The sequence below is a fragment of the Halomonas sp. DN3 genome, from assembly GCF_024137905.1.
GTDB classification, from domain to species: Bacteria; Pseudomonadota; Gammaproteobacteria; order Pseudomonadales; family Halomonadaceae; genus Halomonas; species Halomonas litopenaei.
In genome coordinates this window covers 3,764,850-3,781,903 of sequence record NZ_CP099965.1, presented here as the reverse complement: position 1 = coordinate 3,781,903, position 17,054 = coordinate 3,764,850, and the positions used below count along the sequence as shown (strand labels likewise).

General features: G+C 63.4%; 15 protein-coding genes. 9 read left to right on the top strand and 6 right to left on the bottom strand.

Going from position 1 to position 17,054, the window contains the following annotated elements:
* Positions 1–97: 97 nt before the first annotated feature.
* Positions 98–1,210 (top strand): phosphatidylserine/phosphatidylglycerophosphate/cardiolipin synthase family protein, encoded by a 1,113-nt coding sequence (locus NKF27_RS16280; protein WP_253553265.1) that lies wholly within the window; start codon positions 98–100, stop codon positions 1,208–1,210.
* A gap of 118 nt (positions 1,211–1,328) precedes the next feature.
* On the opposite strand, the gene NKF27_RS16275 is transcribed toward NKF27_RS16280, so the two are convergent.
* Positions 1,329–2,066, bottom strand: a complete 738-nt coding sequence (locus NKF27_RS16275; RefSeq protein WP_222516007.1) for a YecA family protein — start codon at positions 2,064–2,066, stop codon at positions 1,329–1,331.
* A 97-nt stretch (positions 2,067–2,163) separates the two neighbouring features.
* Here NKF27_RS16275 and NKF27_RS16270 point away from each other — a divergent pair, with 97 nt between their 5' ends.
* The 3 genes from NKF27_RS16270 (at position 2,164) to NKF27_RS16260 (ending at position 5,771) form a co-directional block, all read left to right on the top strand.
* Entirely contained in the window at positions 2,164–2,754 is a 591-nt protein-coding gene (locus NKF27_RS16270) for a SprT-like domain-containing protein (RefSeq protein ID WP_253553262.1), read from the top strand.
* A gap of 170 nt (positions 2,755–2,924) precedes the next feature.
* A complete protein-coding gene (gene acs / locus NKF27_RS16265; protein ID WP_253553248.1) occupies positions 2,925–4,874 on the top strand; it encodes an acetate--CoA ligase in 1,950 nt (649 codons plus the stop codon).
* Between the two features lie 234 nt (positions 4,875–5,108).
* Positions 5,109–5,771 (top strand): response regulator transcription factor, encoded by a 663-nt coding sequence (locus NKF27_RS16260; protein WP_045992823.1) that lies wholly within the window; start codon positions 5,109–5,111, stop codon positions 5,769–5,771.
* 108 nt (positions 5,772–5,879) lie between these two features.
* Here NKF27_RS16260 and NKF27_RS16255 read toward each other — a convergent pair whose 3' ends face one another.
* A complete protein-coding gene (locus NKF27_RS16255) occupies positions 5,880–6,827 on the bottom strand; it encodes a LysR family transcriptional regulator (RefSeq protein WP_253553245.1) in 948 nt (315 codons plus the stop codon).
* 249 nt (positions 6,828–7,076) lie between these two features.
* Between NKF27_RS16255 and NKF27_RS16250 the strand changes: the two genes are divergently transcribed.
* Positions 7,077–8,576, top strand: a complete 1,500-nt coding sequence (locus tag NKF27_RS16250; protein WP_253553242.1) for a CoA-acylating methylmalonate-semialdehyde dehydrogenase — start codon at positions 7,077–7,079, stop codon at positions 8,574–8,576.
* 239 nt (positions 8,577–8,815) lie between these two features.
* Entirely contained in the window at positions 8,816–9,403 is a 588-nt protein-coding gene (locus tag NKF27_RS16245) for a peroxidase-related enzyme (RefSeq protein ID WP_253556494.1), read from the top strand.
* Positions 9,404–9,405: 2 nt separating this feature from the next.
* On the opposite strand, the gene NKF27_RS16240 is transcribed toward NKF27_RS16245, so the two are convergent.
* The 4 genes from NKF27_RS16240 to NKF27_RS21190 form a co-directional block, all read right to left on the bottom strand.
* Complete coding sequence (locus tag NKF27_RS16240; protein WP_253553240.1) at positions 9,406–10,071, bottom strand: hypothetical protein; 666 nt, start codon at positions 10,069–10,071, stop codon at positions 9,406–9,408.
* Between the two features lie 179 nt (positions 10,072–10,250).
* On the bottom strand, positions 10,251–11,402 hold the full coding sequence (locus NKF27_RS16235) for a diguanylate cyclase (RefSeq protein WP_253553227.1): 1,152 nt from the start codon (positions 11,400–11,402) through the stop codon (positions 10,251–10,253).
* A 240-nt stretch (positions 11,403–11,642) separates the two neighbouring features.
* Positions 11,643–12,308: a hypothetical protein gene (locus tag NKF27_RS16230; RefSeq protein ID WP_253553225.1), complete on the bottom strand. Its 666-nt coding sequence runs from the start codon at positions 12,306–12,308 to the stop codon at positions 11,643–11,645.
* A 114-nt stretch (positions 12,309–12,422) separates the two neighbouring features.
* On the bottom strand, positions 12,423–12,707 hold the full coding sequence (locus NKF27_RS21190) for an XRE family transcriptional regulator (RefSeq protein WP_071211119.1): 285 nt from the start codon (positions 12,705–12,707) through the stop codon (positions 12,423–12,425).
* Positions 12,708–13,030: 323 nt separating this feature from the next.
* On the opposite strand from NKF27_RS21190, the gene NKF27_RS16220 reads away from it, so the two are divergent.
* From NKF27_RS16220 to lhgO, 3 genes are all read left to right on the top strand, one after another.
* Positions 13,031–14,452 carry an APC family permease gene (locus NKF27_RS16220; RefSeq protein ID WP_253553223.1) on the top strand — a complete coding sequence of 474 codons (1,422 nt, stop codon included), beginning with the start codon at positions 13,031–13,033 and terminating at the stop codon, positions 14,450–14,452.
* Between the two features lie 165 nt (positions 14,453–14,617).
* On the top strand, positions 14,618–15,613 hold the full coding sequence (glaH, locus tag NKF27_RS16215; protein WP_253553221.1) for a glutarate dioxygenase GlaH: 996 nt from the start codon (positions 14,618–14,620) through the stop codon (positions 15,611–15,613).
* Between the two features lie 142 nt (positions 15,614–15,755).
* A complete protein-coding gene (lhgO, locus tag NKF27_RS16210; RefSeq protein ID WP_124803342.1) occupies positions 15,756–16,958 on the top strand; it encodes an L-2-hydroxyglutarate oxidase in 1,203 nt (400 codons plus the stop codon).
* The last annotated feature ends 96 nt before the right edge of the window (positions 16,959–17,054 follow it).

Sequence of the window (17,054 nt, the reverse complement as noted above, 5' to 3'; positions counted from 1 at the left end):
CCATCCATGTCGTGCCGTCAGTATAACGATCGGGTAGGGTGGCGCCATGGTCTGCTTGATATCCGGTTGATATGACACCGCCAGGGAGACGTGCAGCATGACCACCGCGTGGCGACAGCATAATCGCGTCGAACTATTGCCGGAGGCCGATCGCTTCCTGCCGGCGCTGTTCGAGGCGGTGGCCGAGGCCCGTCAAAGCGTACTGATCGAACTTTATCTGATGGAGTCCGGCGAACTGGCCGACCGCGTCATCGAGGCGCTGGTGGCCGCATCGCAGCGCGGCGTCGCCGTCTATCTGCTGTTGGACGGTTTCGGCGCCATGGGGCTTTCAGGCCAGGATAGAGAACGCCTGGTCGCATCCGGCGTGTGGTTGCGAGACTTCAACCCGCTGGGCTGGCACTCGTTGGGACGCAACGTCAGTCGTGATCATCGCAAGCTGGTGGTGGTGGACCAGCGCCTGGCCTTTACCGGGGGCTTTGGCGCCGTCGATGAGTTCCTGGCGGCCTGGTTCGAGGTGGCCGTGCGTGTCGAGGGCCCGGTGGTGGACGACTGGGTGGCTCTGTTTGCCCAGGTGTGGAACTCGCCGTTGACCAGAGGCGCCCCGCAGGCGCCGGCGCTGCCTCCGTCGAGTGGCGAGAGGCGCCATGACCCTGGAGTCAGGGCACGGGTGATCTGGGGACGGGGTTACCGCTTTCAGGCCATTCGCCACTCACTGCAGGAGCGAATCGCCCGCGCCGAACGGCGCCTGTGGCTGTGTACGCCCTACTTTGTGCCCACCCTGGGGCTGAGGCTCAGGCTGCAGCGCGCGGCGCGCAAGGGCCGTGACGTGCGCCTGCTGCTGCCAGGACGGGACCACGACCATCCCGGTATCCGCTACGCCGGGCAGCGCTTCTACTCTCGGTTGCTGCGGGCAGGGGTGCGCATCTACGAGTTCCAGCCAAGCTTCATCCACGCCAAGTTCGTGGTCGCCGATGACTGGGTCAGCCTGGGGTCCTGCAATTTCGACCACTGGAGCCTGCAGTGGAACCTAGAGGCCAATCAGGAGGTCGAGGACGCCGTCCTGGCCGACGAGGTCGCGGCGCTGTTCGAGCGCAATTTCGCGGCGAGTCGGGAGATCACCCGGGAAAGCTGGGCGCGCCGCTCCTGGTGGGCCAGGATCAGGACCTGGCTGTACGGCACCCTTGATGGCTGGCTGACCCGCTTGCGCTGAGGCGCCGGCTATCGCTTGCTCCGGTGCTGACCAGCGCCTGGCCTGTGACTCGCTATCGCTTGGCCTGTTATTCGCTAGCGCTTGGCCTGCAACTCGCTAGCGCTTGGCCTGTTATTCGCTATCGCTTTCCTTTGGGGCCTTTGGCCTGGGGTCTGCCCTGGCCGCCCTTGCTCTTGTTGCCAGGGCCCTTGTTGCCATGACCCTTATGGCCTGCCTTGCCACCCCTGCCGCCGGCTGGCGCCTTGCCGCGGGGCTTGGGCTTGGGGGTGTCCGGCGGTACCCGGAAGTGCAGGTACAGATCCAGCACCAGTTCCGGCAATTGACCGACCAGGCGCTCGAGTCGCTCGCCTTCCCCGGCCAGATCGGCCATGTCGGGCTCGTCGGCGAACAGTCCCGACAGCGCCATGAAGGGCAACAGCAGTGTGGCCACGGTTTCTTCATCGCCCTCGAACCAGGCGGCCTCGTCGAGGAAGACGCCTTCCATGAAGCCGGCACACCAGTCGCCGATCGGCGTCTCTTCCGCTGCCATGCCGTCCAGCGTCAGCTCGAAGGGCAGCTCGGGAAGGCCGCCGCCTTCCAGCACGCCGATGGCGTTGGTCCTGAGCTGCTCGAGCAGGCCCAGGATGATCTCCCTTTCCTGGTCGCTTTCGAACTCGGGGGTGCCGTGGAACAGCTCCGCGACCCAGGCGGCAGCCTCGACATCCCGCGGCGCCACCGCCAGCGCGACCAGGAAGCCGTGGGCGCCGATCAGGTCCAGCGCATCGGGACCGGCGCGCTCCTCGAGAAAGTCATCGAGCAGGTCCAGAGCGTCGTCTTCGAGCAAGGGGAGGGGGAGCGGCGTTTCGGCGTCGGACATGGGGCGCTCACTTGGCGAGGGGATGACTGGACGGTGGTCTTTACCGTCCCCGTTCGAGGCGGCATTCTAGCACTCCTTTACCGACTCTGACTGCGTCATGACCTCGACCCGGCCATCAATTCGCCCGCGCGCTCGCGGTGACTCTCCCACCCCGGTGTTGCCCGACGTCGACGACGCCTGGCTTCAGTCACTCGACGTCGCCGCTCTGCGCCAGGCGCTGATGGCAAGAGTCGTGGAGGCGGTGGCGCTGTGTCGTGACTATCATCCTGGGCTGCCGGAGCCGAAGGTGTGGTGCGATCTGCGCGGCAAGGGCGCAGGGCAGGCCCACTTCGGTCGCGGCGGACTGCGCTTCAATGGCCAGCTGCTGGAAGAGAACCGCCACGCCTTCTTCACCGAGGTGGTGCCCCACGAGGTGGCCCACTGGCTGGTCTGGCACCTGGAAGATGGGCCTACCTTTCGTCCCCATGGCAGGGAGTGGCAGACCGTCATGCTCAGGCTGTTCGGCCTGCCCCCCCGGGTCACCCATCGCTTCGATACCGCCCGCTCGAGCCCTGTCCCGTATCGCTATCGCTGCGCCTGTCGCGAGCACGGATTCTCGGCACGGCGTCACGCCAACGCCCAGGCCGGTCAGGAGTATCGCTGCCGGCACTGTCGCGGCCGACTGTGCCTGGTTGGGAAGAAGTGCTGAAATTTGAGCTTAAGCTATTGTTATAAAATAAAAAAATAGTCATACCAATGTCTAAGGGGAAACCCTGGCCTGGCGACGTTATGCTGGCTGTCAGGTTATTCGCGCCGGTCGGTCTCTCTTATTCAGGCGGCTGGCTCTTCACTTCGATGGGTATCCAAGGACAGAGCACCATGAGCGATCATCAGCACGTCTATCCGGTTTCCGATGCGTTTGCCAAGACCGCCTGGGCCGACAAGGCCACCTACGACAAGCTCTACCGGCAGTCGGTGGAAGATCCCGAGGGCTTCTGGAAGGAGCAGGCCGCACGCCTTGACTGGATCAAGCCGCCGCAGACCATCAAGTCGGTATCCTTCGCCAGCGACAATGTCGATATCCGCTGGTTCGAGGATGGCACCCTCAACGTGGCGGCCAACTGCCTGGATCGACACCTCGACAAGCGTGGCGACAAGCCGGCGATCATCTGGGAAGGGGACGATCCGAACGAATCTTCGGTGATCACCTACCGCGAGCTGTACGAGCGTACCTGCCAACTGGCCAACGCCCTGAAGTCCATGGGGATCGGCAAGGGTGACACCGTGACCCTGTACATGCCGATGATCCCGGAAGCCGCCATGGCCATGCTGGCCTGCGCTCGTATCGGTGCGGTGCACTCGGTGGTGTTCGGCGGCTTTTCTCCCGACGCTCTGGCCCAGCGGGTCAAGGACGCTGCCTCACGGGTCATCATCACCGCCGACCAGTCCGTACGTGGTGGCAAGCAGGTACCGCTGAAGGACAACGTCGACGCCGCCCTGACCCGTGACGGCACCGACGTGGCCGAAAAGGTGCTGGTGGTCAAGCGTACCGGCGGTGACATCGAATGGCACGAGGGACGTGACGTCTGGTACCACGACGCAGTGGCCGACCAGGACACCGACTGCCCCGCCGAAGAGATGGGCGCCGAGGATCCGCTGTTCATCCTGTATACCTCCGGCTCCACCGGCACCCCCAAGGGGCTCAAGCACACCACCGGTGGCTATCTCACCTACGCCAGCCTCACCCACCAGTACGTGTTCGACTATCACGAGGACGAGGTCTACTGGTGCACCGCGGACGTGGGCTGGGTCACCGGCCACAGCTACATCGTCTATGGGCCCCTGGCCAACGGTGCGGTGACCCTGATGTTCGAGGGGGTGCCGAGCTATCCGACCCACGGCCGGATGGGTGAGATCGTCGACAAGCACAAGGTCAATATTCTCTACACCGCCCCCACCGCGGTGCGCGCCCTGATGGCCCACGGCGACAACGTGATGGATTCCAGCTCGCGGGATAGCCTGCGCCTGCTTGGCTCGGTGGGCGAGCCGATCAACCCCGAGGCCTGGGAGTGGTTCTACCGGGTGATCGGCAACAGCAAATGCCCGATCGTCGATACCTGGTGGCAGACCGAGACCGGCGGCATCATGATCACCCCGTTGCCCGGTGCCATCGACCAGAAGCCGGGCTCCGCGACCCTGCCGTTCTTCGGTGTGCAGCCGGCGCTGGTGGACAACGAAGGCAAGCGCCTCGAGGGCGCCACCGACGGCAACCTGGTCATCCTCGATTCCTGGCCGGGGCAGGCGCGCTCCATCTGGAACAATCACGAACGCTTCATCCAGACCTACTTCTCCACCTACGAGGGGACTTACTTCACCGGTGACGGCTGTCGCCGTGACGAGGACGGCTACTACTGGATCACCGGCCGGGTGGACGACGTCCTCAACGTGTCCGGTCACCGCATGGGCACCGCCGAGATCGAGTCCTCGCTGGTGGCACACTCAGCGGTGGCCGAGGCCGCCGTGGTGGGCTTCCCCCATGACATCAAGGGTCAGGGTATCTATATCTACGTGACCCTCAACGACGAGGCCGAACCCACCGACGAGCTCAAGAAGGAACTGACCCAGTGGGTGCGCAAGGACATCGGCCCGATCGCCTCGCCGGATCATATCCAGTGGGCACCGGGACTGCCCAAGACCCGCTCGGGCAAGATCATGCGCCGGATTCTGCGCAAGATTGCCGCCAATGAGTGCGATGGCCTCGGCGACACCAGTACCCTGGCCGATCCTTCGGTGGTCGAGGATCTGATCGAGCACCGCGCCGCCAAGTAAGGCTCATGGCGTAACAGCAGGTCCCGCGGGCCGGCTGCCGGAAACTTCCGGCGCCGGCCCGTTTTTGCATAGTGACGGAGGCCGCAGAGTCGGCACCACGGGTAGCCGTTGAGGATGCTTGCGTCAGGGCGCTTGGGAAAGCCGGCAACCATGGGGTAACATGCTGTGCAAACAAGCGTCTTGCGTTGCGGCGTCCAGGCCTGACACGCTGCATCGGAATCCGGAGGAGAGTCCATGGCCTTTGCCCAGAAATTCATCGTAGCCGATGATCATCCGCTGTTCCGTGCCGCCCTGACGCAGGCGCTTCGCCAGCTCGCGCCCCAGGCCGAAATCATCGAGGCCGACACCATGGAGGCCACCTCGGACGTGGTCATTCGCCACCCCGACGCGGACCTGATCCTGCTCGATCTGCACATGCCTGGAGCCCACGGCTTCTCCGGGCTGATCCAGCTGCGTGGTCAGACCCCGGATGTGCCGGTGGCGGTGGTATCCGGCAGCGATGAAGTGCACGTGGTACGCCGCGCCATCGACTACGGTGCCTCGGGGTTCATTCCCAAGTCCTCGTCGCTGGCGTTGATCGCCGAGGCGGTGGGCGAGATCCTCGACGGTGAAGTGTGGCTGCCGGAAGAGATGGCCGACGCCCTGGGTGAGGCCAACGAGGAAGAGGCGCGCTTTGCCGAGGCCATCGCCTCGCTGACACCTCAGCAGTTCCGCGTACTCAACATGTTGACCGAAGGCCTGCTCAACAAGCAGATCGCCTACGAGCTGAACGTCTCCGAGGCCACCATCAAGGCCCACGTGACCGCCATTCTCAGAAAGCTGGGCGTGCACTCGCGCACCCAGGCGGTGATCGCTGCCCAGAAGCTCGAGGTCGAGCCACCCAAGGTCGAATCCTGACGCGGTTGCTTGCGCATCGACGACACCCCGCCCAGGCGGGGTGTCATGGTTCTGGGGCGGGGGCCCAGTCCTATGCTGGTGCCGGCCCTGGTGGCAGCCAGCCGGTGTTCATTCGACGTCGTCCGGCAGCACCAGCCGGTCATGGCGTCCCATCAGAAAATCCTGATTCATTGCCAGCGCCTCGCGCAGGAAGTCCCACAGCAGACGCACCCGGGCAAGCTGGCGCTGTTCCTGCCGGGCGGTGATCCAGAACTGACGCACCACCGATACTTCATCCTCCAGCAGCGGCATCAGCCCGTCTCGTCCCGCCGTCATGAAGCACGGCAGAATGCCCAGGCCTGCGCCGCTCTCGGTGGCCATCATCTGGGTCGTCACGCTGGTGCTGCGAAGCGCAAAGTGGGTCTGCTGCGTCTGTTGCACCTGCGGCGACAGCAACGGATCCAGGTAGTTGAGCTGCTCGCTGAACAACAGGTCGTCCACGTAGCCGATCAGCGGATGTGTGCCCAGCTGGGCAAGCTGCTGCGGTGCCCCGTGGCGCTCGACGTAGTGCCTCGCCGCGTAGAGCTTGAGCCGGTAGTCGCACAGTCGCGAGGTGACCAGGCCGGGGTTGCCCGGTCGTTCGATGGTGATCGCCAGGTCTGCCTCATGGCGGCTGAGATTGACCACGCGAGGCAGCGCCAGCAGGTCCAGGGTGAGGCCGGGATGACGCCTGCAGAAGGCGCTGAGCAGCGGGGCCACCACCCAGGTCCCGAAGCCTTCGGTCACGCCAAGTCGGATCTGGCCCTCCAGGCGCAGGTTCTGATCGGTCAGACTGTCGGCGGCCTCGTCGGCGTGTCGGGCCATCTGTTCCGCATGGCTCTTCAGACGTTCGCCGGCGGGAGTCAGGCGGTAGCCATGGGTGCTGCGTTCGAACAACTGGGTGTTGAGTCGCTGTTCGAAGCGGCGGGTTCGCCGCGACAGGGTCGAGTGGTCAACGCCCAGCCGTCGGGCGGCGTCGGACAGGCGGGCATGCCTGGCCACCTCGAGAAAGACCTGAAGGTCCTGCCAGTCGAGCAAAAATCACCTCCGCTGAGCGACGACGTCGTGGACTTCGATGTGTTTGTTGGTTGTGCATCAGTGCACAAGCAATGTGCCTGGCTGGCCGTTGTTTGGCCATCCTACCTGTGTCTAGACTGGTCAGCATGGATAGCCGTGCCGTGGTGCACACCGCCACAGCGATCAAGGCGGCTGCTGGCATGGCAGTACGCCCAGTCCATCTCATACGACGCCACGCTCATGCACAACGACAACAGCCGGAGCACGCCCATGTCAGTCCGCGAAATTCCCATGATCATCGATGGCCAGGCCGTCCCCTCGCAGTCCAGCGAATGGCGCGATGTGATCAATCCGGCGACCCAGCAAGTGGTCGCGCGGGTGCCGTTCTGTACCCTGGAGGAGGTCGACCGGGCCGTTGCCAGCGCCCATCAGGCCTTTGCCACCTGGCGCAAGGTGCCGTTGGCCAAGCGCATGCGCATCATGCTCAAGCTGCAGGCGCTGATTCGCGAGCATACCCCGGAGCTTGCCGCCCTGGTCACCGAGGAGCACGGCAAGACCCTGCCCGACGCCGAAGGTGAAGTCGGTCGTGGTCTCGAGGTGGTCGAACACGCCTGCTCGATCACCTCGCTGCAACTGGGGGAGCTTGCCGAGAACGCCGCCAACGAGGTGGACGTCTACACCCTCAACCAGCCGCTGGGGGTAGGTGCCGGCATCACCGCCTTCAACTTCCCCATCATGTTGCCCTGCTTCATGTTCCCGCTGGCCATCGCCACCGGCAACACCTTCGTGCTGAAGCCCTCCGAACAGGACCCGAGCTCCACCCTGCGCCTGGTGGAACTGGCGCTCGAGGCCGGTGTCCCCGCCGGTGTGCTCAACGTGGTGCATGGCGGCCCTGATGTCGCCAATCACCTGTGCGAGCACCCGGATATCAAGGCCATGTCGTTTATCGGGTCCACCCATGTCGGCACCCAGCTTTATCGCCGTGCCAGCGAGTCCGGCAAGCGCGCTCAAGCCATGATGGGCGCCAAGAACCACTGTGTGGTGATGCCGGACGCCAACCGCTCTCAGGCCATCAACAACCTGCTGGGGTCGGCCTTCGGCGCCGCCGGCCAGCGCTGCATGGCCAACTCGGTGGTGGTGCTGGTCGGCCAGGCCCGGGAGTGGCTCGATGACATCGTAGAGGGGGCTCGCAACATGAAGGTGGGGCCGGGCACCGACCGCGAGGCGGATCTCGGGCCTCTGGTGTCACCGGCGGCCAAGGATCGTGTCGAAGGCTTGATCGCCAAGGGCGAACAGGAAGGCGCCCGGCTGCTGGTCGACGGACGTGGCTGCCAGGTCGAGGGCTACCCCGACGGCAACTTTGTCGGCCCGACCCTGTTCGCCGGCGTGACAGCGGACATGAGCATCTATCGTGAAGAGGTGTTCGGTCCGGTGCTGTGCGTGGTCGAGGTGGACACGCTGGACGAGGCCATCGCCTTCGTCAACGCCAACCCCAACGGCAATGGTACTTCCATCTTCACCAATTCCGGCTGGGTGGCGCGTCGCTTCGAGAGCGATATCGATGTCGGTCAGGTGGGCATCAATGTGCCGATCCCGGTGCCGGTGGCCTACTTCAGCTTTACCGGCTCGCGCGCCTCCAAGTTGGGTGACCTTGGCCCCAATGGCAAGCAGGCCATCAGCTTCTGGACCCAGACCAAGACGGTGACCGCGCGCTGGTTCGAACCGGAGAACGTCTCGAGCGGCATCAACAGCACCATCTCGCTCGGCTGATCCTGGGCCGAGCAGGCATGCTGGCGCAGCGGCCAGGTCCTGCCTGACTCGAGCTCTCCGGCCTGGCCCTGCTGCAGGCTGCGATGCCCCCGTCAAGGGGGCATCGTCGTTTTCGGCAGCGGCGACCCGGCATTCGATCAAAGTACCAGAGCGCCAGATTGACCTTTACGTTAACGTCAATGTATTGCCTGGCCCTTCTTCCATGCCCACGTCAGCCCGGAGCCCCCATGAGCCCCTCGATCAGCCCATCTCTCAGCCGCTTTCCCGTCCCTGAATCTCTCGACGATCTGCCCGACGATATCCGAGACAGCATCCTGGCGGTTCAGGAGAAGGCGGGCTTCGTGCCAAATGTCTTCTTGATGCTGGCCCACCGACCGGCGGAGTTTCGCGCCTTCTTCGCCTATCATGATGCGCTGATGGAGCGTGAGTCCGATAGCCTGACCAAGGCCGAGAAGGAGATGATCGTGGTCGCCACCAGCGCCCGCAACCACTGCCTCTACTGCGTGGTGGCCCATGGTGCGCTGGTCAGGATCTACAGCAAGGATCCTCTGCTCGCCGACCAGGTGGCGGTCAACCATCGCAGTGCAGGCTTGAGCGAGCGACATCGCGTCATGCTGGAGTTCGCGCTGCACTGCGCAATCGATCTGGGCGAGCTGACCGATGAGTGGGAGCAACGTCTGCAGGCGGTGGGGTTCAGCCGCGACGATATCTGGGATATCGGTGCGATCTGCGCCTTCTTTGGGCTGTCCAACCGCCTGGTGACCTTGACCGGGACGCCACCCAACCCGGAATTCTATTTGATGGGCAGGGTGCCCAGAGACGCCTGAACTCAGCCCATCAGCTTCGACAGTGGTTGCTCCGCCAGATCGGCAAGCCAGTGGGTGAGGGCGGAGCGCTGGGCCGCATGAAGGACCAGGCCCACGGTGTCATCGCTGACGGCGGGGGAGTCATCGTGGGGCAGGCTGACGGCGAAGTCGCCTTCTTCCAGGTGGAACTCGTGAATCTCGCGCAGGCCCACCGGGGTCTCACAGCGAATCGAGCGGTAGCTGTCGTCTTCGCCATAGATGAGGCGATGGCAGACCTTGTAGCGTGTGTAGAGCGAGAGTCCGCCGGGGAAGGCCGGCCACTTCGCCGGGTGAAGGCGAATATCGCTATCCAGCCCCATGGCATTGGCGCTGGACAACGCCTCTTCCAGGGCCGGGGCGAGCAGTGGGCGTGACTGGGTGTGTGGTGCGGCGTTGATGAGGTCCTGGGGGCGGTGGATGTCGGCGTCCCGGAAGTTCAGGGTGTGCTGTTCGCAGTCGCCGTTTTCCCAGCCATCGAGCAGTCGTAACGTCAGGCGGCCCTGGCGCATCGGCGCGAAGACCAGCAGATTGAGGGCCAGCAGCAGATGCAGGCGTCGCTCGCTGGTCTGGTTGTCGAAGGCGGTATAGGGCGAACTGAATAGCCGATGCAGGCGACCGGGCGCGTGTTCCTTGGCTTCATGGTAGGACATGGGGCATTTTCCTCGAGACCGTACGACAACCAGCACATGCCACCATCAGGACCTGGTTGAAGCAGGGGCGTCTGCCGAGCTTCACGCATGCCCTGATCGAGGCTTTTTATTTTAGATCAAACTTTATTAGCAGAAATTTAAATTTTTATCGAGACAATGCCGAGCCAGGCGAGTGGAAGTCAGTGATCGTCACTCTGGGCGGCCGTTGAGCTGGTTGTCTTCTCTGCTGCCTGGGCGGGGGCTGGCAACGTCTTGGCTGAGGTCTTCGAGGCGGCCTCTGCGGCACTGCGCTTTCTGGCTTCCTTGTTGCGATACATCATGGCGTCGGCGGCGCGCAGCAGTTCTTCCTCGCGCAGGTAGTCTCGATCCCCGGTCTCGGCGACGCCCAGGCTGATCGAGAAGTTCGGGTACTTGCTCTGGAAGGCCAGTTCAATCTTGCTGCCGATGGTCTTGGCGCTCTTGGCATCACAGTCTGGCAGGATACAGCAGAATTCATCCCCCCCGAGGCGGCAGCAGATGTCGCTGCTGCGGACCGTTTCACGCATGATCTGGCCGAAGGTGACGAGGATTTCATCACCCTTGTGGTGGCCGTGGGTATCGTTGATCTGCTTGAAGTCATCGATATCGCAGTAGATCAGGCTGACCAGCGAGTGACGTCGCTCGGCCATGCGGATCTCCCTGCTCAAGGCCTCGCTCATCCCTCGCTTGTTGAACAGCCCGGTGAGGGCGTCCTTTTCTGCGTAGGCGGCCAGCTCCTTGGTCTTCTCTTCCAGGTTGCGGGCGTAGAGCTCCATCCGGCGCTTGGCACTGTGGACCTCGTTGAGCAGGGTATCGATGTAGGTATCGAAGACCAGGGTGATATCGAAGTACATCAGCTTGTCGAGGTTGTTCTTCGCCGACTTGGTCGCCTGATCGTCCTCGAGGTTCTCGTCGATGACGCGAAACAGGATTTCCTTGAGCGTGCGCATGGCGGCCAGAAACAGCTTGGGCTCGACGCCGATACGCTTGTGCACCAGACCGATGCGCAGCCGACTGTTGACGTATTCCGCGTCGTAGTAGCCGGTGAAGATGTCGAGGACGTACTGGCGCTGGGCCGAGCGCAGTCGCTGCAGGGTCTCGGAGTCGCCGATCAGCAGGCTGATCTCGTCGATCTCGGTCTGCCGCTCGTAGAACTCTTCGACGATGATCTCGATATGCTCGTTGATGAGGGGCTTGAGCGCTGCCAGATCGGCCAGGTCGGCTTCGTCGAGGTTCAGGAATTCCTTGCGACGCTGGATCTCGACCTCGCTGATGTGCATCTGTTCCAGCAGGGACTTGTCGATTGGCCTCATGGCAACTCTCACTGGATGGGTGCGACCACTGCGGAACGACATCGAGCCGTGCGGCCGCACCTTGTCTTGACGGCTACCTTCAAGATATATCGTGGATTGGAGACTCCTGCATCGCATTTTCGCGGTTTTACACGCAATTGACACACACCTATTCCACGCGGTGCGCGATCAAGTACACCATCCTAGGTATGCTGTGGATCTAGTGCTGGAGAGGGGGAAAGTTGGCGCCTGGCCCTAAGTCTATTGAATGACCGAACGCAACAGCTCACCAACGTTGCCACTCTGGGACGGCAATGCCAGCAGGGCAGGATCGGGCGACGTCGCCGTCAGGCTGGCCACCTGAAACTTGTCGCCAAAACGCAGAAGTCCGAGCCCCTGTTGCTCGAGCCTTGCCGCCACCGGGTCCGGTTGCCCCGACAGAATGCTCTGATAGCGGTCGACGACCCGTAAAAGCTCGATGACCTCCGGTCGCTGGCTGAGTACCAGTGCATCCTCTCGGCGATCGCCCTCCTGGGTAATCCAGTCAAGACGATAGACCTCGCCCTCGATGCCGGCGACGCTTTCCCGCGTGCCGACAGGCTCCAGCGACAGCACCTGCTGGGCCTGGTAACTGCCGAGGTCGGACAGGTCCTGGCCACCGAGTTGCCCGGCGATGGATTGAACATCGCGGATGCCCAGCACCACCGTCTGACCACCGAAGTTGGTGACCACGTGGCCCTTGCCGTCTCTCAACAGCAGATAGCCCTTGGCCGCGTGGCGGGGAAAGTCCAGGCGCAGCTGATCACCGATCCAGCGTGCGGTGACGGCGCTCTCGGGGTCGCCACTGCCATCGACCAGGGTGGCCTGGCCATCGGCCAGGGCGCTTGCGGACACACATAGCAGACAAGCCGCTAGCAGACGGCGCATCGATGATTCCTCATGGCATGAAGATCAAGGGGAAGGGCGGGGCAATGGCTCGCGCGAACGAGACGCGGCGCCCTGGCAGAATTGCCGTCCAGGGCGCCGTCCAGCACTGGCCATTCAGGAGAGTGACAGATGGCCATCGTCGATGATGCGGCGAATGGCCTGCAGCTCGTCGCAGGTGAAGTGTTCCAGTCGTCCCGACAGCAGATCACTGATCTTCTGCATGGGGAGACCCGCGCGGCGTGCGATCTCGCGGCTTCCGAGATCAGATACGGCGATAAGCCGCGTGACAATGCGCATCAGTCGTGTGCGCTGTTCCAGGTCCCTGACATCGAGGTCAGGGCATCGTCGAGGAGGCGGTTCGGAAGCGTCTGCTCGAGACAAGGAATCTGCGGTGCTCATGGTACTCCAATGGGCGTTTTCGACCCCTACAGCATGCAACCTTTTTTGCCCTCTTGCCAGTCCAATTTGGTGTCCGTTCTGGACGTGGCGCAGCGACGAAAACTCCTCATTCCGCAGACGCCGCGGGAGACTGCGGCTGACGGCGATGGCGCCATCTGCAGGCCCTACAAACTTAGACCAAAGAGGTATAAACGAAGGCTGCGGACGGCAAACATCCTCATGATGAGTTGCACGCGCGATTGATAAATTCAACGGTGCGTCCTGTCCCCGGTCAACAATCACTGTTCTGCGGGAACGCACCACTGCGGCGAGAGGTTTATCTCATGGACAATAACAGCAATGGCGGAGCCCAGCTGAGCCGAGTGCTGGCACGCAAGGACGTCCTGGCGCTGGCCTTCGGTGCCATGGTCGGCTGGGGCTGGATCGTATTGACGGGTGGCTTCATCACCTCGGCAGGAAGCCTTGGCGCCATACTGGCATTCGTGCTGGGCGGCATGGTGATCGTGCTGGTGGGGCTGACCTACTCTGAGCTCGCTTCGGCGATGCCCCAGGTCGGTGGTGAGCACGTCTATAGCTACCGTGCCCTGGGCCATTTTGCCTCCTTCCTGTGTACCTGGGCGATCGTGCTGGGTTATCTCAGCGTGGTGGCCTTCGAGGCGGTAGCGCTGCCCACCGTGGTCGAGCATCTGTTCCCCGGCTACGCCGTCGGTCACCTGTGGACCCTGGCGGGCTGGGACGTCAAGGCCACCTGGGTTGCCGTCGGTGTGGCCGGCTCGGTGGTCATGATGGCCATCAACTATGTTGGCGTGCGCACCGCGGCGCTGGTCCAGAAGGTGGTGACGCTGCTGATTCTGGCCGTCGGTGTGATGTTCATCACCGGCGCACTGTTCGAGGGTAGCAGCGCTTCGTTGACGCCGTTATTCAACACCGAAGAGGGTGTGCTGGGCGGGATCACCATGGTGCTGATCATGGTTCCTTTCCTGTTTGTCGGCTTCGACGTCATCCCGCAGGCGGCGGAAGAGATCGACCTGCCGTTTCGCGAGATCGGTCGGGTTTTGATGCTGTCGGTGGTCCTGGCGGTGTTCTGGTACGCCTTCATCGTGCTGGGAACGGCATTGATGCTGCCCAAGGCGGAGCTCGAGAACAGCTCCCTGGCGGTACCTGACGCCATGGGGGCGGTGTTCAATACCCCCTGGGCGGCCAACCTGATGGTACTGGCGGGTATCGCCGGCATCCTGACCAGCTGGAACGCCTTCTACGTCGGTGGCTCTCGCGCCATCTATGCACTGGCCCACTGCGGCATGCTGCCGGCCTTTCTGGCCAAGCTGCATCCTCGTCACAAGACGCCGGTCAACGCCATCCTGTTGATGGGAGCCTTGTCGAGCCTGGCGCCTCTGCTGGGCCGCCAGGCCATGGTGTGGCTGGTGGTGGCCGGTGGTCTCGGCATCGTCATCGCCTACCTGTTCGTATCCATTTCGTTTCTGGTGCTTCGGCGCAAGGAGCCGGAACTCGAAAGGCCGTTCAAGGTCAGCCATCCTCGCCTGGTCGGTTGGCTGGCGGTGGTGCTGTCGCTGGGACTGATCGGGCTCTACCTGCCCGGCAGCCCCTCGGCGCTGTCACCCATCGAGTGGGGGCTGTTCGCCGGCTGGATGGGTGCCGGGCTTTGCCTGTACCTGTGGTCCCGCCGCCGCTATGGCACGGCCTACAGCCAGCGACAGATGCGTCGTGAGCTGGAAGGCACCTGACGCCTTGACCGCAACGCCGGTCGGCGGCTTTGCCGGCCGGCGGACGCTTCAAGAACTCTGGACCTTGTCCCGAAAATCAGCACCCGGCGGCAGCCGGGTTTTTGTTGACCAAAAATAAAAATGTAGATATTTTTACAAAACGTCAAAACAATACGGAGCCCTGCCATGTCCATCCTTGCCTCTGCCCAGCTTCAGGATCGTGATGATCAGACCACCGCCCCTGGCGCACGCGATCCACGCGGGTTCACCCTGGTCCCGTCGACCTCTTCCGAGCGTCTGCAGGAGCTGCGTGTCGAGCGGTCGGTCGTCGCTGCCTTCCTCGACGCCTGTGCCGAATGGCCGATTCAGGCGCTGGAGTACAAGTCGATGCTGCGTTTTCGTGTCGCGGGAATACTCGATGAGCTGTGCGAGGGGACGCTCAGGCCGCGGCTGGCCAATATCCTGCTGGACCGTCGCCAGGGAGCGCTGCAGGTCGTGCCGGAAGGGCTGGACCGGGTCGAGCAGGCCGAGGACATGGTCAAGTTTGCCACCGCCGTTGCCCACCTGATCGGACGATCCAACTTCGATGCCATGAGTGGTCAGTACTATGCCCGCTTCGTGGTCGAGAATGTCGACACCTCCGACAGCTATCTGCGGGCGCCGCATCGGGTGATGGAGCTTCACAACGACGGCACCTTCGTCGAGCAGGTCACCGACTACGTACTGATGATGAAGATCGACGAGCAGCACATGGAAGGCGGCAACTCGCGGCTGCTGCATCTGGACGACTGGCACGAGCTGGAGCGGTTCTGCCGTCACCCGCTGGCGTTCAGCGAGATGCGCTGGTCGGCTCCGCCCAGCAAGAATGTGGTGCGCGACGTCTTTCACCCGGTATTCGACGTCGACCGTGATGGCCGCCCGGTGATGGCCTACATCGATCAGTTTGTCCAGCCACGTGATCTGGAGGAGGGCAACTGGCTCTGCGAGCTGTCCGACTCGCTGGAGTCGAGCGACGGCGTCATCTCCCTGCCCAACCCGGTCGGAAGCTTCCTGCTGATCAACAACCACTTCTGGCTGCACGGTCGCGACAAGTTCAAGGCTGACCCGCAGCTCAGACGCGAGCTGATGCGCCAGCGCGGTGTCTTCACCTGTGGCAGCACCCTGCGAGCGCGCCAGGGCTGAGGTGTCCTCCGGGGAAGAGGGGTGCAGCGGGGCACGGCCCGACGCGGTACTCTAGGGTGATGGGCCCCGCGATACCCGGCTGCCCACGATGTATCCGGCCCCGTCCCGGCGGTGGGGCAAGACCAAGGACAACGAGACCCCCATGTACGACTTCATCATCATCGGCGGTGGCATTCTGGGCATGTCCACCGCCATGCAGCTCAAGGACGCCTATCCTGAAAAGCGCATGCTGTTGCTGGAAAAGGAGGACGGTCCGGCTCGCCATCAGACCGGTCACAACAGTGGCGTGATACACGCCGGGGTCTACTACACACCGGGCAGCCTCAAGGCGCGCTTCTGTCTGGAAGGCAACCGTGCCACCAAGGCGTTCTGCGAGACCCACGACATCGCCTACGACAGCTGCGGCAAGCTGCTGGTCGCCACCAACGAGGTGGAGTTGGGGCGGATGAAGGCCCTGTGGGAACGTACCGAGGCCAATGGGCTCGAGCGTGAATGGCTCGACGCCGGTGCCCTGGCAGAGCGTGAGCCCAACATCACCGGCGTCGGCGGCATCTTCGTGCCGTCCAGCGGTATTGTCGACTATGCCGAGGTCACTCGCGCCATGGCCGCCGAGTTCGAGCGACGCGGTGGCGAGATCCGCTACTCACGGGAGGTCACCGGGCTCGACGAACGTCGCCAGGAAGTGGTGGTGACCACTACCACCGAGACCTTCAGTAGTCGCTACCTCGTGAGTTGTTCGGGGCTGATGGCCGACCGGGTGGTGCGCATGCTGGGTCAGACTCCGAGCTTCACCATCTGCCCCTTCCGCGGGGAGTACTTTCAGTTGCCCGAGCACCGCAACGCCATCGTCAATCATCTGATCTACCCGATTCCGGACCCCAGCATGCCGTTTCTCGGCGTCCACCTTACCCGCATGATCGATGGCAGCGTGACGGTGGGGCCCAACGCCGTGCTGGCACTGGCCCGCGAGGGCTATCGCAAGCGTGATGTCTCGGCAGCGGATCTGGTCGGCATGGTCAGCCATCCGGGTATTCTCAAGGTGCTGTGGCGTCATCTGGGCCCTGGCATGCGCGAGATGAAGAACTCGCTGTCACGGCGTGGCTATCTGGAAGAGGTGCGCAAGTACTGCCCGAGTCTCACCCTCGATGACCTGAAGCCCTACCCGGCCGGGGTGCGTGCCCAGGCGGTGACACGAGACGGCAAGCTGGTTGACGACTTCCTGTTCGTCAACACGCCGCGCACCATCAACGTAGGCAATGCGCCATCGCCGGCGGCGACCTCGGCGTTGCCGATCGGTGCCCATATCGTCGCCAAGGTACGCGAGCAGGTCGACAGTCAACGCTGAGGCGTGAAAAGCCGGCGCGACGCCAGCTCCCTGAGAAGCGCGCCCTTCGGGGGTTCGACGGGCAGGATGGCGGGCCAGTGTCTCTAAGACCTTGTG

Coding starts and splice junctions, on each gene's coding strand:
- NKF27_RS16280 (WP_253553265.1), top strand. CDS start 98: ATGACCACCGCGTGGCGACAGCATAATCGCGTCGAACTATTGCCGGAG.
- NKF27_RS16275 (WP_222516007.1), bottom strand. CDS start 2,066: ATGTCCGACGCCGAAACGCCGCTCCCCCTCCCCTTGCTCGAAGACGAC.
- NKF27_RS16270 (WP_253553262.1), top strand. CDS start 2,164: ATGACCTCGACCCGGCCATCAATTCGCCCGCGCGCTCGCGGTGACTCT.
- acs (WP_253553248.1), top strand. CDS start 2,925: ATGAGCGATCATCAGCACGTCTATCCGGTTTCCGATGCGTTTGCCAAG.
- NKF27_RS16260 (WP_045992823.1), top strand. CDS start 5,109: ATGGCCTTTGCCCAGAAATTCATCGTAGCCGATGATCATCCGCTGTTC.
- NKF27_RS16250 (WP_253553242.1), top strand. CDS start 7,077: ATGTCAGTCCGCGAAATTCCCATGATCATCGATGGCCAGGCCGTCCCC.
- NKF27_RS16240 (WP_253553240.1), bottom strand. CDS start 10,071: ATGTCCTACCATGAAGCCAAGGAACACGCGCCCGGTCGCCTGCATCGG.
- NKF27_RS16235 (WP_253553227.1), bottom strand. CDS start 11,402: ATGAGGCCAATCGACAAGTCCCTGCTGGAACAGATGCACATCAGCGAG.
- NKF27_RS16230 (WP_253553225.1), bottom strand. CDS start 12,308: ATGCGCCGTCTGCTAGCGGCTTGTCTGCTATGTGTGTCCGCAAGCGCC.
- NKF27_RS21190 (WP_071211119.1), bottom strand. CDS start 12,707: ATGAGCACCGCAGATTCCTTGTCTCGAGCAGACGCTTCCGAACCGCCT.
- NKF27_RS16220 (WP_253553223.1), top strand. CDS start 13,031: ATGGACAATAACAGCAATGGCGGAGCCCAGCTGAGCCGAGTGCTGGCA.
- glaH (WP_253553221.1), top strand. CDS start 14,618: ATGTCCATCCTTGCCTCTGCCCAGCTTCAGGATCGTGATGATCAGACC.
- lhgO (WP_124803342.1), top strand. CDS start 15,756: ATGTACGACTTCATCATCATCGGCGGTGGCATTCTGGGCATGTCCACC.